The 18,688-nt window shown below is 68.7% G+C and carries 18 protein-coding genes; 10 read left to right on the top strand and 8 right to left on the bottom strand.

Annotation, left to right across the window (positions count from 1 at the left end; genetic code table 11):
* Positions 1-9: 9 nt before the first annotated feature.
* From ACFWFP_RS01425 to ACFWFP_RS01435, 3 genes are all read left to right on the top strand, one after another.
* Positions 10-786 carry an enoyl-CoA hydratase-related protein gene (locus ACFWFP_RS01425; RefSeq protein ID WP_379292559.1) on the top strand — a complete coding sequence of 259 codons (777 nt, stop codon included), beginning with the start codon at positions 10-12 and terminating at the stop codon, positions 784-786.
* Between the two features lie 216 nt (positions 787-1,002).
* On the top strand, positions 1,003-1,980 hold the full coding sequence (locus ACFWFP_RS01430) for a class I SAM-dependent methyltransferase (protein WP_379292560.1): 978 nt from the start codon (positions 1,003-1,005) through the stop codon (positions 1,978-1,980).
* Complete coding sequence (locus tag ACFWFP_RS01435) at positions 1,981-3,219, top strand: class I SAM-dependent methyltransferase (RefSeq protein ID WP_379292561.1); 1,239 nt, start codon at positions 1,981-1,983, stop codon at positions 3,217-3,219.
* Between the two features lie 29 nt (positions 3,220-3,248).
* Here ACFWFP_RS01435 and ACFWFP_RS01440 read toward each other — a convergent pair whose 3' ends face one another.
* Positions 3,249-3,788, bottom strand: coding sequence for a DUF1697 domain-containing protein (locus ACFWFP_RS01440; protein WP_379292562.1), 540 nt, complete (start codon positions 3,786-3,788; stop codon positions 3,249-3,251).
* A 101-nt stretch (positions 3,789-3,889) separates the two neighbouring features.
* The gene (locus ACFWFP_RS01445; RefSeq protein ID WP_379292563.1) at positions 3,890-4,636 is read right to left on the bottom strand and encodes an acyltransferase; all 747 of its coding nucleotides are present in this window, start codon (positions 4,634-4,636) and stop codon (positions 3,890-3,892) included.
* Positions 4,637-4,757: 121 nt separating this feature from the next.
* Between ACFWFP_RS01445 and ACFWFP_RS01450 the strand changes: the two genes are divergently transcribed.
* On the top strand, positions 4,758-6,050 hold the full coding sequence (locus tag ACFWFP_RS01450) for a PQQ-binding-like beta-propeller repeat protein (protein ID WP_379292564.1): 1,293 nt from the start codon (positions 4,758-4,760) through the stop codon (positions 6,048-6,050).
* A gap of 48 nt (positions 6,051-6,098) precedes the next feature.
* Here ACFWFP_RS01450 and ACFWFP_RS01455 read toward each other — a convergent pair whose 3' ends face one another.
* Positions 6,099-7,103, bottom strand: a complete 1,005-nt coding sequence (locus ACFWFP_RS01455; RefSeq protein ID WP_379292566.1) for a polysaccharide deacetylase family protein — start codon at positions 7,101-7,103, stop codon at positions 6,099-6,101.
* Positions 7,104-7,257: 154 nt separating this feature from the next.
* Here ACFWFP_RS01455 and ACFWFP_RS01460 point away from each other — a divergent pair, with 154 nt between their 5' ends.
* The gene (locus ACFWFP_RS01460) at positions 7,258-8,556 is read left to right on the top strand and encodes a putative glycoside hydrolase (protein WP_379292567.1); all 1,299 of its coding nucleotides are present in this window, start codon (positions 7,258-7,260) and stop codon (positions 8,554-8,556) included.
* A gap of 52 nt (positions 8,557-8,608) precedes the next feature.
* On the opposite strand, the gene ACFWFP_RS01465 is transcribed toward ACFWFP_RS01460, so the two are convergent.
* The 5 genes from ACFWFP_RS01465 to ACFWFP_RS01485 all read right to left on the bottom strand — a co-directional run bounded on the left by ACFWFP_RS01465 (position 8,609) and on the right by ACFWFP_RS01485 (position 13,172).
* Positions 8,609-8,971, bottom strand: coding sequence for an STAS/SEC14 domain-containing protein (locus ACFWFP_RS01465; protein ID WP_379292568.1), 363 nt, complete (start codon positions 8,969-8,971; stop codon positions 8,609-8,611).
* Positions 8,972-9,089: 118 nt separating this feature from the next.
* Complete coding sequence (locus tag ACFWFP_RS01470; protein WP_379292569.1) at positions 9,090-9,581, bottom strand: GNAT family N-acetyltransferase; 492 nt, start codon at positions 9,579-9,581, stop codon at positions 9,090-9,092.
* A gap of 11 nt (positions 9,582-9,592) precedes the next feature.
* Complete coding sequence (locus tag ACFWFP_RS01475; protein WP_379292571.1) at positions 9,593-10,846, bottom strand: glycosyltransferase family 4 protein; 1,254 nt, start codon at positions 10,844-10,846, stop codon at positions 9,593-9,595.
* Entirely contained in the window at positions 10,843-12,387 is a 1,545-nt protein-coding gene (locus ACFWFP_RS01480; protein WP_379292572.1) for a 1,4-alpha-glucan branching protein domain-containing protein, read from the bottom strand. Before ACFWFP_RS01480 ends, ACFWFP_RS01475 begins: the two co-directional genes overlap by 4 nt.
* On the bottom strand, positions 12,384-13,172 hold the full coding sequence (locus tag ACFWFP_RS01485; protein ID WP_379292573.1) for a class I SAM-dependent methyltransferase: 789 nt from the start codon (positions 13,170-13,172) through the stop codon (positions 12,384-12,386). Before ACFWFP_RS01485 ends, ACFWFP_RS01480 begins: the two co-directional genes overlap by 4 nt.
* A gap of 187 nt (positions 13,173-13,359) precedes the next feature.
* On the opposite strand from ACFWFP_RS01485, the gene ACFWFP_RS01490 reads away from it, so the two are divergent.
* The 5 genes from ACFWFP_RS01490 (at position 13,360) to ACFWFP_RS01510 (ending at position 18,681) form a co-directional block, all read left to right on the top strand.
* On the top strand, positions 13,360-14,145 hold the full coding sequence (locus ACFWFP_RS01490) for an electron transfer flavoprotein subunit beta/FixA family protein (protein WP_067449214.1): 786 nt from the start codon (positions 13,360-13,362) through the stop codon (positions 14,143-14,145).
* Between the two features lie 37 nt (positions 14,146-14,182).
* Entirely contained in the window at positions 14,183-15,139 is a 957-nt protein-coding gene (locus tag ACFWFP_RS01495) for an electron transfer flavoprotein subunit alpha/FixB family protein (protein ID WP_379292574.1), read from the top strand.
* Positions 15,140-15,240: 101 nt separating this feature from the next.
* Positions 15,241-15,891 carry a Uma2 family endonuclease gene (locus tag ACFWFP_RS01500; RefSeq protein ID WP_379292575.1) on the top strand — a complete coding sequence of 217 codons (651 nt, stop codon included), beginning with the start codon at positions 15,241-15,243 and terminating at the stop codon, positions 15,889-15,891.
* A gap of 113 nt (positions 15,892-16,004) precedes the next feature.
* On the top strand, positions 16,005-17,558 hold the full coding sequence (locus ACFWFP_RS01505) for a serine/threonine-protein kinase (protein WP_379292576.1): 1,554 nt from the start codon (positions 16,005-16,007) through the stop codon (positions 17,556-17,558).
* A 136-nt stretch (positions 17,559-17,694) separates the two neighbouring features.
* Positions 17,695-18,681 (top strand): aminoglycoside phosphotransferase family protein, encoded by a 987-nt coding sequence (locus tag ACFWFP_RS01510; RefSeq protein ID WP_379292578.1) that lies wholly within the window; start codon positions 17,695-17,697, stop codon positions 18,679-18,681.
* The last annotated feature ends 7 nt before the right edge of the window (positions 18,682-18,688 follow it).

Here is an 18,688-nt window from a genome sequence, read left to right on the forward strand (position 1 = left end):
GTTGCTCCCATGGCCGAATTCGTGACCCTCGAGCTGCCCGCCGAGCCGACCACCCGTGGCGTCGCGCTGTTGCGCATCGATCGTCCGCCGCTGAACCTCGTCGACGCCCAGCTGGCCCGTGAGGTGGCAGCCGCGGCGGCCACGGTGGCCGAGCACCCCGCGGTCGCCGCGCTGATCGTCTACGGCGACGAGCGGGTGTTCAGCGCCGGCGACGAGATGGCGGAGCTGGCCGAACTCGACGCCGGACAGGCCGCTGCCATGGCCGCCGATCTGCAGGCCGCGCTCGGCTGTCTCACCCGGGTGCCGCAGCCCACGGTCGCCGCGATCACCGGCTACTGCCTCGGCGCCGGCCTCGAACTGGCCCTCGGCGCCGACCACCGGATCGTCGGCGACAATGTGAAACTCGGTCTGCCGCAGATCAAAGCCGGCCTGATTCCCCTCTCGGGCATCCGCAGGCTCTCGCTGCTCATCGGCGCGAGCCGGGCCAAGGATCTCGTCTACACCGGTCGTTTCGTCGGCGCCGAGGAAGCCGAGAAGCTCGGCCTGGTCGACGAGGTCGTCGCGCCCGACGATGTCCTCACCGCGGCCCGCGCGTGGGCCGCCCAGTTCGTCACCGCCGCACCCCGCGCCCTCGCCGCGGCCAAGGCGGTTTTCGAGTCCGGACCGCACGGTCACGCCACCGCTGTCACCGAATGGTCGGCCCTGTTCGACACCCACGACGCCCGCACCGGCACCCGTACCTTCGCCGCGGAAGGACCGAACGCCGCGACCTTCACAGGTCGCTAGCAACACCGCCGGAACCTGGGTTAACTTCGTGCGGGCCGGTGTTGCGAGAACCCGGGTAACCTCCCAGCCATCCCGCGCTGGGGCGGTGCGAACCGGCTGTCCGGTCCGACGGCGGCTCGCGCTCGCGGGAGCCCGGCGGCCGGTCGTGGGTGCAGGAAAGAGCAGTCTCTTGTCCCAGCAGCGGCGTGCCCGGGCGCACATATTAGGCTGGCCTGCATGACGGTCCATCCCGACGACCCGGCGCCGAACCCCCACGCCACCGCGGCCCAGGTCGAAGCAGCGCGCAAAGACACCAAACTCGCCCAGGTCCTGTACCACGACTGGGAAGCGGAGACCTACGACGACAAGTGGTCGATCTCCTATGACGAACGCTGTATCGCGTATGCGCGCGGCCGGTTCGACCTCGCCGTGGGCCCCGCCCCGCTGCCGTACGAGCGTGCGCTCGAGCTGGGCTGTGGCACCGGATTCTTCCTGCTCAACCTGATGCAGGGTGGCGTCGCCAAGTCCGGTTCGGTCACCGACCTCTCGCCCGGCATGGTGAAGGTCGCGCTGCGCAACGCCGAGCACCTCGGCCTCGATGTCGACGGTCGCGTCGCCGATGCCGAGACCATCCCGTACGACGACGACACCTTCGATCTGGTCTGTGGCCACGCCGTGCTGCACCACATCCCCGACGTGGAACTGGCGCTCAAGGAGTGCCTGCGCGTGCTCAAGCCGGGCGGGCGCTTCGTGTTCGCCGGTGAGCCCACCACCATCGGCAACATTTACGCCCGTCGCCTCGGCCAGGCCACCTGGAAGGTGACCACCGAGATCACCAAGCTGCCGTTCCTGTCGGAGTGGCGCCGTCCGCAGACCGAGCTGGACGAGTCCTCCCGCGCCGCCGCGCTCGAGGCCGTCGTCGACCTGCACACCTTCGACCCGAGCGATCTCGAGAAGATGGCGAAGTCGGCCGGTGCCGTCGATGTGAAGGCCACCACCGAGGAACTCGCCGCCGCCCTGTGGGGCTGGCCGGTGCGCACCTTCGAAGCCGCCGTCCCCGACGAGAAGCTGACCATGCCGTACCGCCTGGCGCAGTACCGCGCGTGGCTGGGCCTGAGCTGGCTGGACGAGAACGTGCTGCGCAAGGTCGTGCCGCGCGAGTTCTTCTACAACGCGATGATCACCGGCGTGAAGCCGGGCGCGGCGCAGAAGTAGGTGGGCTATCGCTTCGGCCGCGACGATGTCGCCTATCTCGGCAGCGCGGCAGGCCGTGCCGCGCTCGCCGAGGTCGACCGGCTGGAGCTGACGACCGCGACGCACCTGCGCGATATCGAGCAGGTGCGTCGTTCACACGGTGCGCTCGCGCCCGCCCTGATCGAGACGGTGCGGCTGCGCCGTAAGGCCGTGGGGAAGCTGCCCGCGGCGGGGGAATGGTTGTTCACCGACGACGCGCTGCAACAGGCCACGCCCGCGCTCGTCGCCCGGCATCGGGCGACCCGCCTGGCCGGTCGCGCGGTGCACGACGTGACCTGTTCGATCGGCGCGGAACTGGCCGAGCTGGCGGCGGCCTGTCCGGCGGTGCTCGGTAGCGATCTCGACGATGTCCGTTTGGCCATGGCCGCCCACAATCTCGGGGTGGGGCCGGTGTCGGCGGTGGGTCGAGGCCCGGCGGCCGGTTCGGATACCGCCCCAGCGGCTGACAGCCGAAACATCGTGTTGGCCAGGGCCGACGCGCTCGTGCCGACCACGCGCGACACCGTGATCATCGCTGATCCGGCTCGTCGAGCCGACGGCCGCCGCACCTATGATCCCGCGAAACTCCAACCTCCCCTTCCGGATCTGCTCGCCGCCTACGCGGGCCGCGATATCGCCGTGAAGTCCGCTCCCGGCCTGGATTTCGACCGCCTCGGGTGGGACGGCGAGGTGGAGATCGTCTCCCTCGACGGCGCCGTCCGTGAAGCCTGCCTCTGGTCGCCCGGCCTCACCGAGCCCGGTGTCACCCGCCGCGCCACCGTCCTGAACTCCCACGGCGGCGCGACCACGCTCACCGACGCCGCCCCCGACGACATTCCCGACCGCGCCCCCGGCGAGTGGATCATCGACCCCGACGGCGCCGTCGTCCGCGCGGGCCTGGTCCGTCACCTCGCCGCGGAACACGGCCTCTGGCAACTGGACCCACAGATCGCCTACCTCACCGGCGACACGGTCCCCACCGGCATGCGCGGCTTTCGGATCGAAGGCCGATTCGAACTCCGTGAGAAGACCCTGCGCCAGGAGCTGTCCCGCCGGGACTGCGGCGCGCTGGAAATCCTCATCCGCGGCGTCGACATCGACCCCGACGCCCTCCGCAAGAAGCTCAAACAGCGGGGCTCGACGCCCTACACCCTGGTGATCACCCGCATCGGCCGCGCCGGCGTCGTCTTCCTCTGCCGAGCGGTCGCGCCCACCCGCTGACCGCTGGGCGCCCGCACGCGGTCACCGGTTCAGGCGTCCATCTTCTTCACCACGCGCTGCACCGTGAGCCAGGTGCGGGTGGTGATGTCCTTGCCGTAGGTCTTCTCCAGGCGGGCCATGAAGTCGGGGGTCTTGCCGGTGCTGTTGTCGATGACGGTGAGGAAGGCGCGGGCCTTGCGGTCGTAGCCGATGACCCGGGTGAGGGGGTCGTCGTCGAAGGCTGTGGTGTCGGCTTCGCGCATCGTCGCTTTGAAGAAGGTGACGGTGAGGTAGGAGCCGCGTTCGTGGGGGAGTCCTTCGAACGGATCGCGGTCGAGCAGCGCGCGCAGTTCGGGACGGCTCCGGATGATGGTGCCGCCGGGGATGCCGAGTTCGGCGTTGAGTGCCTGCTGGATGCGCTCTTCCAGGTCGGCGGGGTCGTCGGCGGTGCGGAATACGACGTTGCCGCTGGTGAGGACCGACGCGACCTTCTCGAAGCCGAGCCCCTCGAACACTCCGCGCAGCTTCTCGTTGCGCATGTTCGGGTTGGTCGGCATGATCCCCCGCAGCAGCGCCGCATAGCTCTCCACGCCGCTGACGGTACCGACCCGCACCGACAGAAACCATCGCATCCGGCGGCCGCGTCGGCCCGATTCGGCCGGTTCGCGTGAACCGGCCGAATCGCACAGGGTCAGGACTGAGCGGCGGCGTTCTTCTTCCGCTCGATGTCGGCCAGCGCGGCCATGTACGCCTCGCGCTCTTCGGCACTGGCGTCCCACGCCACCTTGCGGTTCTTCACGACCTTGGCGGGAGCGCCGACCGCGATGCTGTAGTCGGGGACATCCCCACGCACCACCGCGTGCGCGCCCAGCACACAACCGCGCCCGACCCGGGTGTCGCGCAGGACGGTCACCTTCGCCGCGATCCACGTGTCGGGACCGATGCGCACGGGACTCTTCACGATGCCCTGATCCTTGATGGGCATGTTGATGTCGTCCATGCGGTGGTCGAAGTCGCAGATGTAGCACCAGTCGGCGACCAGGGTCGACTCACCGATCTCGATGTCGAGGTAGGTGTTGACGACGTTGTCCTTGCCGAACACCACCTTGTCGCCGATGCGCAGCGAGCCCTCGTGGCAGCGCAGGGCGTTGCCGTCGCCGATGTGCACCCAGCGGCCGATCTCCATGCGCGCGAGTTCCGGGGTCGCGTGGATCTCCACATTGCGGCCGAGGAACACCATTCCGCGCAGCACGATATGCGGGTTGGCCAGGCGGAACTTGGCCAGCCGGTAGTACCGCACCAGGTACCAGGGGGTGTAGGCGCGGTTGGCGAGCACCCACCGCAGCGACTCCCTGGTCAGAAATCGGGCCTGCTGCGGATCGCGGCGGCGTGATCCACGCCAGCGCGCGCTCAGCGGCGCACCCCACATGCTCGTCACGAACTACTCTCCCGTCATGATCCACCGGGCCTGCCCCGGGGATTCGGTCCTCGGGTACACAGAGTACTTTCGCAGGGCACACTTACCGTGCCATACCCCGATTACCCAGGGAGATCAGCAGGTGCGAACTCGGACTCGCGTCGTTGCCTCGCTCGCTGCCGCCGGTGTGGTGGCGCTGGCCGGGTGCGGCACAGATGTGGACGACATCACGGTCGGCGCCGGAAAAGGCTGGCCCGCAACGCATCACGACGGCAGCAACGCGAGCAACAGCCCGGTGACGGGGGCGAACTCGATGTCGCTGAGCTGGTCTCGTCCGGTGGGCGGCCCGATCGCCCAGCCGTTGACGATCGGCGCCGACGGCCAGATGTTCGTCACCACGAGCACCGGCAACTGTGCGATCTTCTCCTTCCAGATGCTCACCGGCCGCAAACGCTTCTGCAACCCGCTCGGACCGTCGACGATCGAAGCGCCGACCGTGCTCGACGGGGTCAGCAATGTCTACGTCGGTGACGACGGCGCGGTGAATTCGTTCAACTACCTCGGTCAGCCGCGGTGGCGCACCCCGGTGGCCGGCGTGCCGGTGGCGATCCAGTTCACCGGCGACGGCAACGTGCTGACGGTGACGCAGTCCGGCCAGGTCGACGTGCTGAGCCGGCAGACCGGCGGTCGTGTGGTGCCGACCCTGCAGTTGCTCGGCGAACCCGATTTCCTGAAGTACCCCGGTCTCACCCGTCCCGCCTCCGGCGACGGGCTCGACGACTGCCGGTCGGGTGGTCCCCGCTGCGCCGTCGCCAACACCACCGCCGTCGATCCGTCGACCGGTCGCTTCTTCGTCACCGTGTGGGAGCCGGGCAAGCAGGCCGCCGCCCTGCGCGCGATGCGTTACGCCGACGGCGCCGTGACCCAGGAGTGGAGCGCCGAAGTCCTCACCGGCGGCAGCGCGACCAGCCCCGCCCTCTCCGCCGACGGCGACACCGTCTACATCGGCGACAACAGCAAGCGCCTCATCGCCCTGAACACCGCCGACGGCGCCACCCGCTGGATCCAGCCACTGCCGTGGGCGCCCCGGGGCGGCATCTCCGTGGCCGGAGACCTGATCATCCCGGCGGGCGACGACGGCTACCTGACCGCGCTGCGCGCCACCGACGACAAGGCCGAGATCGTCTGGGAACGCAAGGATCTCGCCCTGCGCGGCACTTCGGCGCAAACCGCGGGCGATATCGGCTACACCGTCGCTGCCATCGGCGCGGGCCTGAGCCTGATCACCTTCGACACCACCACCGGCAACACCGTCGACTCCGACCCCCTGCCGGCCGCGACCGGCACCACCACGGGCACCTCCATCGGTCCGGAAGGTGAAGTCGTCGTCGCCACGCGCCTCGGCGAGATCTTCGCCTTCACACCGGACGCCTGAGTACGCGCCGGCGTTTTCCGCCGCGCACGGCCGAGGGCCCGCACCGCATCAGTACGGGTTGGCTCGATCCAGCCAGCGCGCGTCGAGTTCCGTCGCGCGCTGCCGGGTGAAGGAGATGCGCGCCGGATCGCCGTCGGCGGTGTAGCGCTGGTCCGGGTTCGCGGCGAGCCAGTCCAGCCAGTAGCCCGAATCGAACGGGACCGTACCCCGGCCCGATCGGATGCGCGGCACCCCGCCGGGGTCGACCGCGGCGTAGGGGGCGGGGGCGGGGTTGGAGCCCACCAGCATCACGGCGTCGAAGCGGTACGGCGTGCCGTCCCAGCTGCCTGCCGTGGCCAGCGCGTGATCGCGAGGATGGATGCCGAGTGGTAGCGCCATGGTGCGCACGGCGACACCGGGCGCGGCCGTGGTCACCGCGCGCACGTTCTGCACCAGTTCGCGTTGCACACCATCGGCGTCCAGGCTCGCGAGGTTGGCGTGATCGGCTGTATGCGCCCCTATTTCGTGGCCGTTCGACACCAGCCACGGCAACGCGCGCGGGTCTGCGCCGAAGGGCTCGTTGTTCACGTAGAAGGTGGCCACCGGCCGGAAGTCGGGGTAGCGGGCGCCGAACTCGGCCAGAATGCCCGCGGCAGTGTCCGGGGCCACCGCGCCGGTGTCGGTGAAGGCGAGTTGGCTGCCGGTGGAATCGTCGAAGGTGAGAACCACCGGGTGGGTTCCGGCGGGCAGGTCGATGTCACCGGAGATGTATTGCGCGGCGGTCACCGGGCGATAGCCCTCGCGGTACAGCCGTTCCAATTCGTCCCGGAATTCCGCCGGGGTCTGGTCGTATTCGCCTGCCGGGTTCGCGGTGATCTGGTGATACATCAGGACCGGGACGAATCCCAGTTCGTTGGCGGCGATTTCGGCCGGATTCGGCGGTGCCGGTTTCGCTGTTGTCGCTGGCACGGCAGCTGGTCGACGCGCCGAAGCGGCGTCGTTGTCCACCGTGGCACAGGCCGCGAGGGCTGTCGCGAACGCGAGCAGCAACATTGTGTTCGAACCGCGCGTCATCAATGCGATATTACGCCGCGGCGACGGATTACAGTCGATCTATCGATACCGAGTACGTCATGTCGGAAATACGAAATAGTTGGCGTGTCAATGGTTTTGGAAGGCGGTGTTGACGTTGGGATTGCAGCTCCGATCGGCCGATCGACGGCGATGGATGGCCCCCGTTATCGGTATTGCCCTCGCGTCGTCGGTCGTCTCCCTGGTAGCCGGATTCGCGCTGAGCAGATCCGCTGAATCGTCGGTCGCCGACACCGTGGCGCCGACGCTGCGGATGACACCGACCGATCCGGTGAGTTCCTATCGCGCGCCGGTCGTGGTGCGCGGCACCGCCGTCGACGCGGCTCGTGTCTCCATCGGTCCCGATTCGGTGGTCCCCGCCGCGGACGGAACATTCGAACTCTCGGTGCGATGGGCCCCCGCCTTCGAAGTCGTCGCGACGGACGCTGACGGCAATCAGACCAGCAGCACCGCGGTCACGTCGAGCACGCTGCCGCGGATGCGCGCGGTGCACGTCACCGCCCTCGCCTGGTCGCACGAGGGGCTGCGCGAAGCTGTCCTCGATCTGGCCCGTGAGGGCCGTATCGACACCGTGCAGCTCGACATCAAAGATGAGGACGGCGTGATCGGCTACGCCTCCCAGGTGCCGCTCGCCGTCGAATCCGGTGCCGCCGAGGCCATCTACGATGCCCGGGCGGCCCTGCGGCAATTGCACGACATGGGCCTGCAGGTGGTCGGCCGCATCGTCGCCTTCCGCGATCCGGCGCTCGCGGGCTGGGCCTGGCACAACGGTCGGCCGGACTGGGTTGTCCAGAATCCTTCCGGACAACCCTATTCCAGCCACTACGGCCCGATCGCCTTCACCAATTTCGCCAACCCCGAGGTCCGTCGATACAACATCGCTCTCGCGGTGGAGGCGGCGGAACTCGGCTTCGACGGCATCATGTACGACTACGTCCGCCGCCCCGACGGCAGCCTGAACAGCATGCGTTTCGCGGGTCTCACCGACACCCCCGCCGCCGCGGTCGCGGGCTTCCTCGCCGAGAGTCGCTACCCCGTGCACGTCGCGGGCGCACACCTGAGCGCCGCGGTGTACGGCATCGCTTCCACCCGCCCGGACGAGATCGCCCAGGACATCCCGCTCATTGCCCGCAGCGTCGACTTCGTCGCGCCGATGATCTACCCGTCGCACTGGGGCCCCGGCGAATACGGCGTCGCCAACCCCAACGCGCAGCCCTACGACATCATCTTCCGCTCACTACAAGACTTCAAGGCGGCCACGGCGGGCACGGGTGCGAAAGTGGCCCCGTGGCTACAGGACTTCAGCCTCGGCGTGACCTACGGTGACGCCGAACTCCGCGCCCAGGTCGACGCCACCCGAGACGCGGGCATCGACAGCTTCTTCCTGTGGAACGCCGCCACCCGCTACCACGGCGGCGGCCTTTACCCGGCCTGATCCGGAGCGGGTTGCCGCCGGCCGGGCCCGCACCCGGCCGACGCCGCGGCGATCACTGCACCCAGGCGAGCGCATCACTCTCGTCGGCCAGCGCGAACACCCGCACCTGCGCCGGAATCAGAAACCCGAACAGATGCACAGCCTCGCCCAACATCCGATGATCGGTGACCAGCGCGATCCGCCCCCACGCATCCCGCGGCACCTTCACCAACTCCAGATCCTTCGCCATCGCCCCCAGCGAGTACCCGTCGAATTCCTCGCCCAGCACATACACCAGATTGACCGGCTCCTCCCGCTCGACAGCATCCCGGATCGCCGGATCCAGCACCGTCGCATAGTCGTCAGCGGTCACCGTCCCACTGGCTCGGAACCCGATGGTCGCCACGGGCAGATCAGCAATCGGCTGCAAAGGCATCGGCTCTCCTCGACTCGAAGACACAGACCCAGACCCCGCGACCCTAGACCCGCCCCACCACCCCCACCTCACCCATCACGGATGAACCGCCCAGAACCTCCTCTGAGCGGCCGCTGAACTACTCGGCCAACCGCTTCTCGAACCAATGGTCGGCGAGAGGGTCGTCGCCATATGGAGGGATCGGGCTGTAGCCGTGTTTCGCGTACAGGGCGCGGGCCTCCACGAGATCGTTGCGCGTGGTGAGCCGGATCCCGCGGGCGTGTACCTTGTGGGCGGCTGCTTCGGCCGAGCGAAGTAATGCGGCGGCTCCGCCCGCCCCGCGGGCATCGGCGTGGACGAACATGCGCGTCAGTTCCACCGTGTCCGCGTCGAGGCGGCGCACTCCGATACAGCCGACGGCTTCACCGCGTCGGCGAGCGATCAGCAGCAGCCCGGTGGGCGGGGCCAGATCGTCACTGTCGTGTCCGTCGGCAAGGTATCGGTCGATCTGGGTGTCATCGGTCGGACGCCGGTAATAGCGACTGATCATCTCGGCCAGGTAGAGCCGGAGGAGTGCGGCGGCCTCCGGCGTGCGCGGTTCGGCGGGCTCCACGGCCCATCGGACGCTCATCGGGATAAGCCTTACTTCGGATCGCGTTCCGGCAGTGGTCTTTCCACGATGTCCGGGCGGCCGAGGGAGGTGCGGACTCGGCGTTTGGCGGCGGTGTAGACCTGGGCGGTTTCGGCGGCTACTACGTCCCAGGCGAAGTCGGCGGTGAGGCGTTCGCGGGCGGTGTGGGCGCGGGCCTGGGCGGTGGACGGGTCGTCGAGGACGGCGCGGGTGGCGTCGACCAGGCCGTCGATGTCGGCGGGGGCGAAGGAGGCGCCGGTGACGCCGTCGATCACCGCTTCGCCCAAACCGCCTGCGGTGGAGGCGATCAGGGGGACGCCGGCGGCGGCGGCCTCGAGGGCGACGATGCCGAAGGGTTCGTAGCGGCTCGGCAGGACGATGGCGTCGGCGCCGTGTAGCCAGCCGAGGAGTTCGTCGTGGCCGAGGCTGCCGACGAAGTGGACGGCGCGGGCCACGCGGTGCACGCGGGCGCGTTCACGCAGCCACTCGAACTGGGTTCCGACACCGGCGACGGTGAGCGTGGTGCCGGGGTGGGCGCGGCGGATGCGGGGAAGGGCGGCGATCGCGTCCTGCACGCCCTTCTCGTACTCGAGGCGGCCGACATAGAGCAGGCGCGGCGGGCCGGAGCGTGGCGCGCGGGAACGGAAGGTCCACGAGCCGACGTCGATTCCGTTGCGGATCACCGTGATCGGCGCGAGTTCGGGTCCGTAGAGCCGCTCGACTTCGTCCTGCATGGAGGTCGAGCAGGTGATGAGCTGATCGGACTCGTTGGTCAGCCACCACTCCACCGAGTGGACCTGCTTGTTGACCCGGCCCGACACCCAGCCGCTGTGACGCCCGGCCTCGGTGGCGTGGATCGTCGAGACGAGCGGCACGTCGTAGTACTCGGCGAGCGCGATGGACGGATGCGCGACGAGCCAGTCGTGCGCGTGCACCACATCGGGCGTCCAGCCCTCACCGACGCCGGGCTTGCCGAGCGCCACTCCGGCACGCACCATCGCGTGCCCCATGGCCAGTGTCCAGGCGAGCATGTCCTCGCCGAAGTCGAAGCACGGCGGGTCCTCGGCCACCGCGACGACGAGCACGCCGTCGGCGATGTAGGAGTGGGTGGGGTGGGTGACCGAGTCGGTCCCCGTGGGCCTGCGGGCCAGGACGACGACCTCGTGACCGGCCGCGGCCAGCTCGACGGCCAGGTGATGCACATGCCGGCCGAGCCCACCGACCACGACCGGCGGGTACTCCCACGACACCATCAAAATCTTCATGCGGATCCTTCAGCGGCGGCCGACGGGACGGCGGTCGGCAACCGCCGCGCGTCCAGACCTGGGAAGAATCCGTCGGCCATCGCCCATCCTGCCGCGAGACGGGTCGCTTTGGCGAACTGACCGGCGCCGATCGCCTCGGCGAGCTCCCGGACGGCGTGCGCGTGTTCGTGGGCCCGATCGCGGGCGTACCCGGCGGCGGAGTCCTTGCTGACCATGAACGCCCAGTCGCTGGAGACGGTGAGAATCGCCTCGCGCAGCAACTGATCGGCGACCGGGTCGCGCAGGGATCCGTCGCGGCGCACCTTGTCGAGGGTGTCCAGAGCCAGGCGAACGATGTCGGCGTTGAGCTCGACGAGGTCGGCGACCTGGTCGCCCGCCCAGACCCGCCAGTCCTTGCCCGAACCCCACGAGGAGTCGTTGAGCTGCACGGGTTCGCCGACGAAGCCGTTCTCGCGGGCGTCGGCGAGGGTGCCCACGGTCACGCCCGCTTCGGGCAGTGCGCGCAGGACCTGCTCCAGCCACTGCGGCCCCTCGTGCCACCAGTGCCCGAACAGTTCGGTGTCGAACGCGGCCACCACGAGGGCGGGCCTGCCGATCCGCGCGGACTCCTCGATCAGCCGGGCGCGGACGGTCTCGACGAAGTCGGCGACGTCGCGGGTGACGGCCTCGGCCGCCAGTTCGGGATCGTAAGGGGCCTTGTCAGGACCGTCGACGGTCTTGCCGGTGACACGCGAGGGTTTGAGGCCGGTCGCGTGGTCGTAGTGGTGGAAGTCACGGTAGGCGCTCTGGCCGGGGTAACCCTGTTTCGGCGACCAGACCCGGTAGCTCACGGCCAGGTCGCGCCCGAAGGCGACGACCTCCGATTCGCGGACCGGCCTGCCGAGCGAGGTGTCGCCGCGCAGCGAGGGACCGTCGACCATGAAGTGGGTGATGCCCGCGGCGTCGTAGCCCCGTTCCATGCCGGGTGTGTAGCCGCATTCGGGTGCCCAGATGCCCGTCGGTGTGGTGCCCCAGCGCAGGCGCGCGTCGGCCAGGCCCTCGGTGAGCTGGAACTGGCGCAGGCGCGGATCGAGCAGCGGCTGGAACGGGTGGGCCAGGGGTCCGCCGAGCAGTTCGATCGCGTCGGCGTCGATCAGCGACCGCCAGACCGGCGAACCGCCGTGCTGCCAGTTCTGCTCGAAATCGGCCAGCGCCGTCGCGGCCAGCCGATGTTCGTGGCGGCCCAGCGCCACATTCCCCGACATCGACGCCTCGTCGGCGCGCAACTGCCAGTTGCCCAGCCAGTGATGCATGCCCGCGAGGCAGTGTGGATCATCGAGCTGCGCGGCGAGCACCGGCGTGATGCCGAGGCTCAGCAGATGCGAACGCCCTTCGGTGGCAAGATTTTTCAGCACCCGGACCAGCGGCAGATACGACGCGGCCCAGGACTGGTAGAGCCATTCCTCGCCGACCGGCCAGCGCCCGTGATGGGCGAGCCAGGGCAGGTGGGAGTGCAGGACCAGCGTGAACTGGCCCGGCACGGCGGAGCGGGAATCGGTCAACGTGGTGCCTTTTCGGCGATCGCGACCAGGTCGAGGCTGGCGTCGATATCGCCCGCGCGCAGGTCGAAATCGTCGATGGTGACGGCGGCGACGTCGGCGGTGAGGTCGGCGGGCCACGGCTCACCGGCCAGCGCGCGCTCGATCTGGGCGTCGATGAACGACCCACCGTGCTTGGCGTCGAGCGCTTTCAGGCTCGCGCCGTGGTGCACGCCCAGCATCTCGGAGACGGTGAACCCGGCGTCGACGAGCAGTTCGGTGAGCTCGGCGGCGTTGAGTTCGCGGGTGTGGAACGGGTTGAGGGGGGTGTCGCGACCGGGGGAGAAGGTGATCCGATTCGGGGTGCTGATCAGCAGCATGCCGCCGGGTCGCAGCACCCGCAGGCACTCGCGCAGGAACTGCCCCTGATCCCAGAGGTGTTCGATGACTTGGAAATTCACCACGACGTCGACGGATTCGTCGTCCAGCGGCAGCGCGGCGAGGTTGCCCTGGATCATCTGCACGCGCGGGTAGCGCGCGCGTACGTGCGCGACGGCACTCTCGTCGTAGTCCAGACCGGTGACGCGCTGCGCGACGCCGGCGATCATGTCGGCGCCGTAGCCCTCGCCCGAGCCCGCCTCGAGCACGATCTTGCCGGTGCAGCGGTCGAGCAGGCGGGCGTAGGCGATCTCGTGCCTGCGGAACCAGTAGTTCTCCTCGGCGATGCCGGGCACCGTCCGCTCGCCGGTCAACGGCAGTGGTTCATGTGTGGCGGCCACAGGTGCGGCAGGGATCACAGCCTCGCTCATTGGACCGAGGTTACTGGTACCGCCGGTTCACGCAGGAGTCAGGGACCTCTTGCGCGGGTAGGTTACCCACGAGTAACTTAGCGTAGGGTAGTGTTCCGATCTGAGCTAGATATCTCACACGGACGTACGGCTGAGCTCGTGCGGCCCCACCACACACGTGTCCCCAGAAGGAGGTCGACGAAGACCGATGCCGAACATCGTCGTACTCATCAAGCAGGTCCCCGACACCTGGTCCGAGCGCAAGCTGACCGATGGTGACTACACCCTCGACCGCGAGGCCGCCGACGCGGTGCTCGACGAGATCAACGAGCGCGCCGTCGAGGAAGCGCTGCTGATCAAGGAGGCGCAGGGCGGTGAGGTCACCGTGCTGGCCGCCGGTCCCGACCGCGCCAACGAGGCCATCCGCAAGGCGCTGTCCATGGGCGCCGACAAGGCCATCCACATCAACGACCCGGCGATCCACGGCTCCGACGCCGTGCAGACCGCCTACGTGCTGGCCGCCGCGCTCGGCCAGGTCGAGGGTGTCGAGCTGGTCATCGCCGGCAACGAGGCCACCGACGGCCGCGCCGGTGCCGTGCCCGCGATCATCGCGGAGTACATCGGCATCCCGCAGCTGACGCACCTGCGCAAGCTCACCGTCGACGGCGACAAGATCACCGGCGAGCGGGAGACCGACGAGGGTGTCTTCAAGCTGGAGGCGTCCCTGCCCGCGATCGTCTCGGTCACCGAGAAGATCAACGAGCCTCGCTTCCCCTCCTTCAAGGGCATCATGGCCGCGAAGAAGAAGGAAGTTCTGGTCTTCACCCTGGCCGATCTGGGTGTCGACCCGGAGACCGTCGGTGTCGCCAACGCGGGCACCCAGGTCACCGGTGCCACCCCGAAGCCGGCTCGCACCGCGGGCGAGAAGATCGCGGACGAGGGCGAGGGCGGCAACCAGATCGCGTCCTACCTCATCGGTCAGAAGATCATCTGATCCGGCGCCGTCCGAGACTTCTAAGGAGAAAGAACTAATGGCTGAAGTACTTGTGCTCATCGAGCACGCCGACGGTGCCGTGAAGAAGGTCAGCACCGAACTGCTCACCGCCGCCCGCGCGCTGGGCGAGCCCGCCGCCGTCGTGACCGGTCCCGCCGGTACCGCCGACAAGCTGGCCGCCGCGCTGGCCGCCGGTGGCGCCGAGAAGATCTATGTCGCCGAGTCCGACGACATCGAGGGCTTCCTGGTCACCCCGAAGGTCGACGTCCTGGCTGGCCTGGTCGACTCCGCCGCGCCCGCCGCCGTGCTGGTCGCTGCCTCCGCCGAGGGCAAGGAGGTGTCGGGCCGCCTTGCCGCGCGCATCGGCTCCGGTCTGCTCGTCGACGTCATCGGCGTCAACGCCGACGGTTCGGCCACGCACTCCATCTTCGGTGGCGCGTTCACCGTCGAGGCCAAGGCCACCGGCGACGTGCCGGTGATCTCGGTGCGCCCCGGCGCCATCGAGGCCGCTCCGCAGGCCGGCGCGGGCGAGCAGGTCGTCGTCGAGGTTCCGGCGCAGGAAGACGGCGTCGTGAAGGTCATCTCGCGTGACCCGATCGTCGGTGGCGACCGCCCCGATCTCGCCGAGGCGAGCATCGTTGTCTCCGGTGGCCGCGGTGTCGGTTCCGCCGAGAACTTCTCGGTTGTCGAGGCGCTGGCCGACTCGCTGGGTGCCGCTGTCGGCGCCTCGCGTGCCGCCGTCGACTCGGGCTACTACCCGGGCCAGTTCCAGGTGGGTCAGACCGGCAAGACTGTCTCCCCGCAGCTCTACATCGCACTCGGCATCTCCGGCGCCATCCAGCACCGCGCCGGCATGCAGACCTCGAAGACCATCGTCGCTGTCAACAAGGACGAGGAAGCACCCATCTTCGAGATCGCCGACTACGGCATCGTGGGCGACCTGTTCAACGTCTCCCCGCAGCTGACCGAGGCCGTGAAGTCCCACAAGGGCTGATCGCCACCGGTCGATCGACCTCGGCCCGCGAAACCCGTTCCTGCGCCAGCGCAGCCCGGTTTCGCGGGCCGTTGCCGTTTGCGGTGGACTAGCATGTGCGTATGTCCCAGCCCGATGTCGAGCGTGCTGACCTGCCGGAATACATGACTTGGGAGGAGTTGGAGCGGCTTCCCGAGGAACTCGCCGATCAGATCGAACTGTGGGAAGGGCGAGTTGTCTGGGTGCGCCGGGGGCCAGGTGAGCATCAGACCGCGATGCGTCGCCTGACAAATGAGATCGAACGATGCGCTCGTGATGAGATGTCGGCGCACCCGCAATGGTGTTGGCGGGCAAATCTCGAGACCAACGTCTTCTTCGGCAGTACCGGGAAGTCCGACTTCGTCACCCCGGACTTTGTCGTGCACCGTTGCCTTCCGGTCGGCGCCGACATTCGTGCCGCCGACACCGTTCTGGTCGGCGAAGTGCTGTCACCGTCGAACACCCCTTCCGAAATGGAGGCGAAGAAGGCCCGATACGCGGGTGCCGGAATCCCGTCGTATTGGGAAGTCGATCTGACGCCGGACCTGACCGGCATCGGAGCCCTCCGCGTCTACATCCTCGAGGTCGGTCACGCCGAACTCCCACCCGGCGTACGCCCGCTCCGCAACGCGAACTATCTCTTGGCAGGCCAATGGACCCCCGATTCCTGCGCGGGCATTTCCTTCCCGTACCCCTTCTCGCTCGAGATCCCGTGGACCGCACTGGCCTTCTGAGCGATCGGCTTCGGAACATCGAGCGGTGACTGTCCCCAAGTCCGCCACTGTCGCGAATGCGAAGGGCGCAGGTACTTCGGTGGAGCTCGCCGACGGCGGGTAGCGTGCGAGTTGTGCTGGAATCGGGGGCGGGCTTCGCTGGATATCGCTTGGAGCGGGTGCTCGGGCAAGGGGGGATGGGGACGGTCTATCTGGCCGAGCATCCTCGGTTGCCGCGCAGTGTCGCGCTGAAAGTACTGAATCGGGAGTTCTCGGCCGATCAGGAACTGCAGCGACGGTTCGAGCGGGAGGCCGATGTTGTCGCGCAGCTGGATCATCCGAGCATCGTGGGCGTGTACGACCGTGGCAGCGATGACGGGTATCTGTGGATCGCGATGCAGTTCATTCGCGGAACCGATGCCGCCACCTGGGATTCGCGTGCGCACGAGCCCGGGGTCACCGCGCGCCTGATCGGGGAGACGGCGTCGGCACTCGACTACGCCAACCGGCACGGGGTGCTGCATCGTGACGTCAAGCCGGGCAACATCCTGATCGCCGACTCCGAACACGGGCGCGAGATCCGCGCGGTCCTCACCGATTTCGGGATCGCCCGGGTGGCCACCGCCAACACCCAGCTCACCGCGACGGGCACCTTCACCGCCACCCTCGCCTACGCCTCGCCCGAGCAGCTCTCCGGCGAGATCGTCGACCACCGCAGCGACCAGTACTCGCTGGCCTGCACCCTGTTCGCGATGTACGCCGGCCACCCGCCCTACACCGCCACCAACCCCGGCCAGGTGGTCGCGGGTCATCTGTCGCATCCGGTGCCGCGACTCACCACGGTCAGAACCGATCTACCGCCCGCGGTGGACAGTGTCATCGCGCGTGCGATGGCCAAGCGACGTGACGAGAGATTCGGAAGCGCGAAGGAATTCACCGACGCGGTCCGCGATGTGCTCGAGGGCAGGCACGTTGCCGAGCCGACCGTGTTTCAGCAGTGGGCAGATCCTGGCCGGCAGCGGCCCGGATCTGGCGAACACGCGCAGCAACCGTGGGCTGATCCCGCGCGACAGTGGCATGGTTCCGGCGGGTATGCGCAGCAGCCATGGATTGATTCCGGGCAACGGGCGCACGGGTCCGGCGGGCATGTGCCGCAGCCGGTGTGGGGGCAGTCGGACTACGGTGCGTCGATGGTCGACCCGCGAATGCGGCCGGGCATGGTTGAGAATCCGTGGCACCAGGGCTCAGCGCGAGGTGACGAGCCGCCGAAAGGCACGGCGATGTTTGTCGGCTTCGCGTTGTTGCTCGTCAGTCTCACGGTCCTCGTGTTCTTGATCTGGGGTATCTCCGTAACGCTCGACAAAATGGGCGAGGGGAGGAACGCCGGCGACGATGCGCGTATCGCCATTCCGATTTTGAGTGCTGTCGTCCTCTACACCGGCACTGCGGGGATTCTGATGCTGCGCGCACGCACTGCCGGCCGTGTCATGTCGATGATTGCAGCGGTGCCCATCGCGATCTTCTCGCTCGTCGCGATTGTCGGGTCTGCGATGGACTCGTACTACGTCACGACCGCGATCGCAGGCGCGCTGTTCGTCCTCACAGCGGCTCTGGTCGCCTGCGCGGCGTCCCCGTCGACCGGTCGGTGGATTCGCTACCACAAGGCGTTGCGCACGAATCGCTGGTGATTGCTGTTGGGTGGTGTTGTGCCACTGTGATCAGTGGTCCTGATCCATTGGCGACAGTGATTCTGCATTGCTCGACGGCAAGGCAACTGGTGGTCGCGCAGCGCGATAACGGGGTGGTGGTCGGTAGGGTGGGTTGATGTCGTCGGGGTGTGTGCCGGTGGTGTTGCCACCGGAGGTGGAGGAGACGGTTCGCGCGGTGTTCGGTGCGGCCGGGGCGCGGTGGATCGAGGCATTGCCCGGGGTGGTGGCGGGGTTGGCCGCTCGGTGGGGGCTGACGGAGTTCTCCGCGCCGTTCGGCGGCGGAACGCACGCCTATGTGGCCGCCGCCCGGCGCGTGGGCGGGGCATGGGTGGTGTTGAAGGTGCCGATGGTCGACGGGGAGAACGTCGCCGAGGCCACCGCGCTACACAGCTATGACGGCGACGGTGCGGTGCGGCTGCTCGATTTCGACCCGGCCAGCGGTGCGTTGCTGCTCGAATGGGCCCGTCCTGGCACGGAATTGCTCACCCAGCCGGGGTTCCCGAGCCTGGAGGGTCGACCGGAGAACGCCGACAAGGTGGCCTTCGCCTGCGGGCTGTATCGCCGCCTGCGGCGACCGCCGGCCACGGTTGCCGCCGGTTTCCCGGAACTGCCCGTGGCCACCGACATCGTGACCGGTCTCCAGGAACGGCTGGCCGATCCGGAACCCGCACTGGCCGAACACCTCTCACCGCTGCTGCGGGAGCGGGCGGCGCGCCGGTGTGCCGAGTTGAGCGAGCCCGCCGGCGAACTGCTGATCGTCAACCGGGACACTCACCTGGGCAATATCGTTGCCGCCGAACGTGAACCGTGGCTCCTGATCGATCCGAAACCCTGCCTCGGCGAGGCCGCTTTCGACGCGGGCTTCCTGATCATGATCCAGGTGCAGACCACGCCGACCCCCGAGCACGCGCGCGCCGTCGTCGTCACGACCGCGCGCCATCTCGATGTCCCAATCGATCGCGCGGGTGCCTGGGCCTTCGTGCGTGCGATCGAGGAGATCGTCTGGTCGGTCGAGGACGGCGACGACGACACCCTGCCACTGCACCTCGCGGTCGCGACGGCGCTCGCGGGCGATCCGTGGCGATCCGGCGACCCGACCTGAGCGGCCG

It is taken from the genome of Nocardia sp. NPDC060249 (genome assembly GCF_042728755.1).
Lineage (GTDB): Bacteria > Actinomycetota > Actinomycetes > Mycobacteriales > Mycobacteriaceae > Nocardia.

Excerpts from the sequence above, each read along its gene's own strand:
- ACFWFP_RS01460 (WP_379292567.1), top strand. The coding sequence starts at position 7,258 with ATGGCCCCCGTTATCGGTATTGCCCTCGCGTCGTCGGTCGTCTCCCTG.
- ACFWFP_RS01475 (WP_379292571.1), bottom strand. The coding sequence starts at position 10,846 with ATGAAGATTTTGATGGTGTCGTGGGAGTACCCGCCGGTCGTGGTCGGT.
- ACFWFP_RS01425 (WP_379292559.1), top strand. The coding sequence starts at position 10 with ATGGCCGAATTCGTGACCCTCGAGCTGCCCGCCGAGCCGACCACCCGT.
- ACFWFP_RS01430 (WP_379292560.1), top strand. The coding sequence starts at position 1,003 with ATGACGGTCCATCCCGACGACCCGGCGCCGAACCCCCACGCCACCGCG.
- ACFWFP_RS01500 (WP_379292575.1), top strand. The coding sequence starts at position 15,241 with ATGTCCCAGCCCGATGTCGAGCGTGCTGACCTGCCGGAATACATGACT.
- ACFWFP_RS01455 (WP_379292566.1), bottom strand. The coding sequence starts at position 7,103 with ATGACGCGCGGTTCGAACACAATGTTGCTGCTCGCGTTCGCGACAGCC.
- ACFWFP_RS01490 (WP_067449214.1), top strand. The coding sequence starts at position 13,360 with ATGCCGAACATCGTCGTACTCATCAAGCAGGTCCCCGACACCTGGTCC.
- ACFWFP_RS01510 (WP_379292578.1), top strand. The coding sequence starts at position 17,695 with ATGTCGTCGGGGTGTGTGCCGGTGGTGTTGCCACCGGAGGTGGAGGAG.
- ACFWFP_RS01465 (WP_379292568.1), bottom strand. The coding sequence starts at position 8,971 with ATGCCTTTGCAGCCGATTGCTGATCTGCCCGTGGCGACCATCGGGTTC.
- ACFWFP_RS01485 (WP_379292573.1), bottom strand. The coding sequence starts at position 13,172 with ATGAGCGAGGCTGTGATCCCTGCCGCACCTGTGGCCGCCACACATGAA.
- ACFWFP_RS01470 (WP_379292569.1), bottom strand. The coding sequence starts at position 9,581 with ATGAGCGTCCGATGGGCCGTGGAGCCCGCCGAACCGCGCACGCCGGAG.
- ACFWFP_RS01495 (WP_379292574.1), top strand. The coding sequence starts at position 14,183 with ATGGCTGAAGTACTTGTGCTCATCGAGCACGCCGACGGTGCCGTGAAG.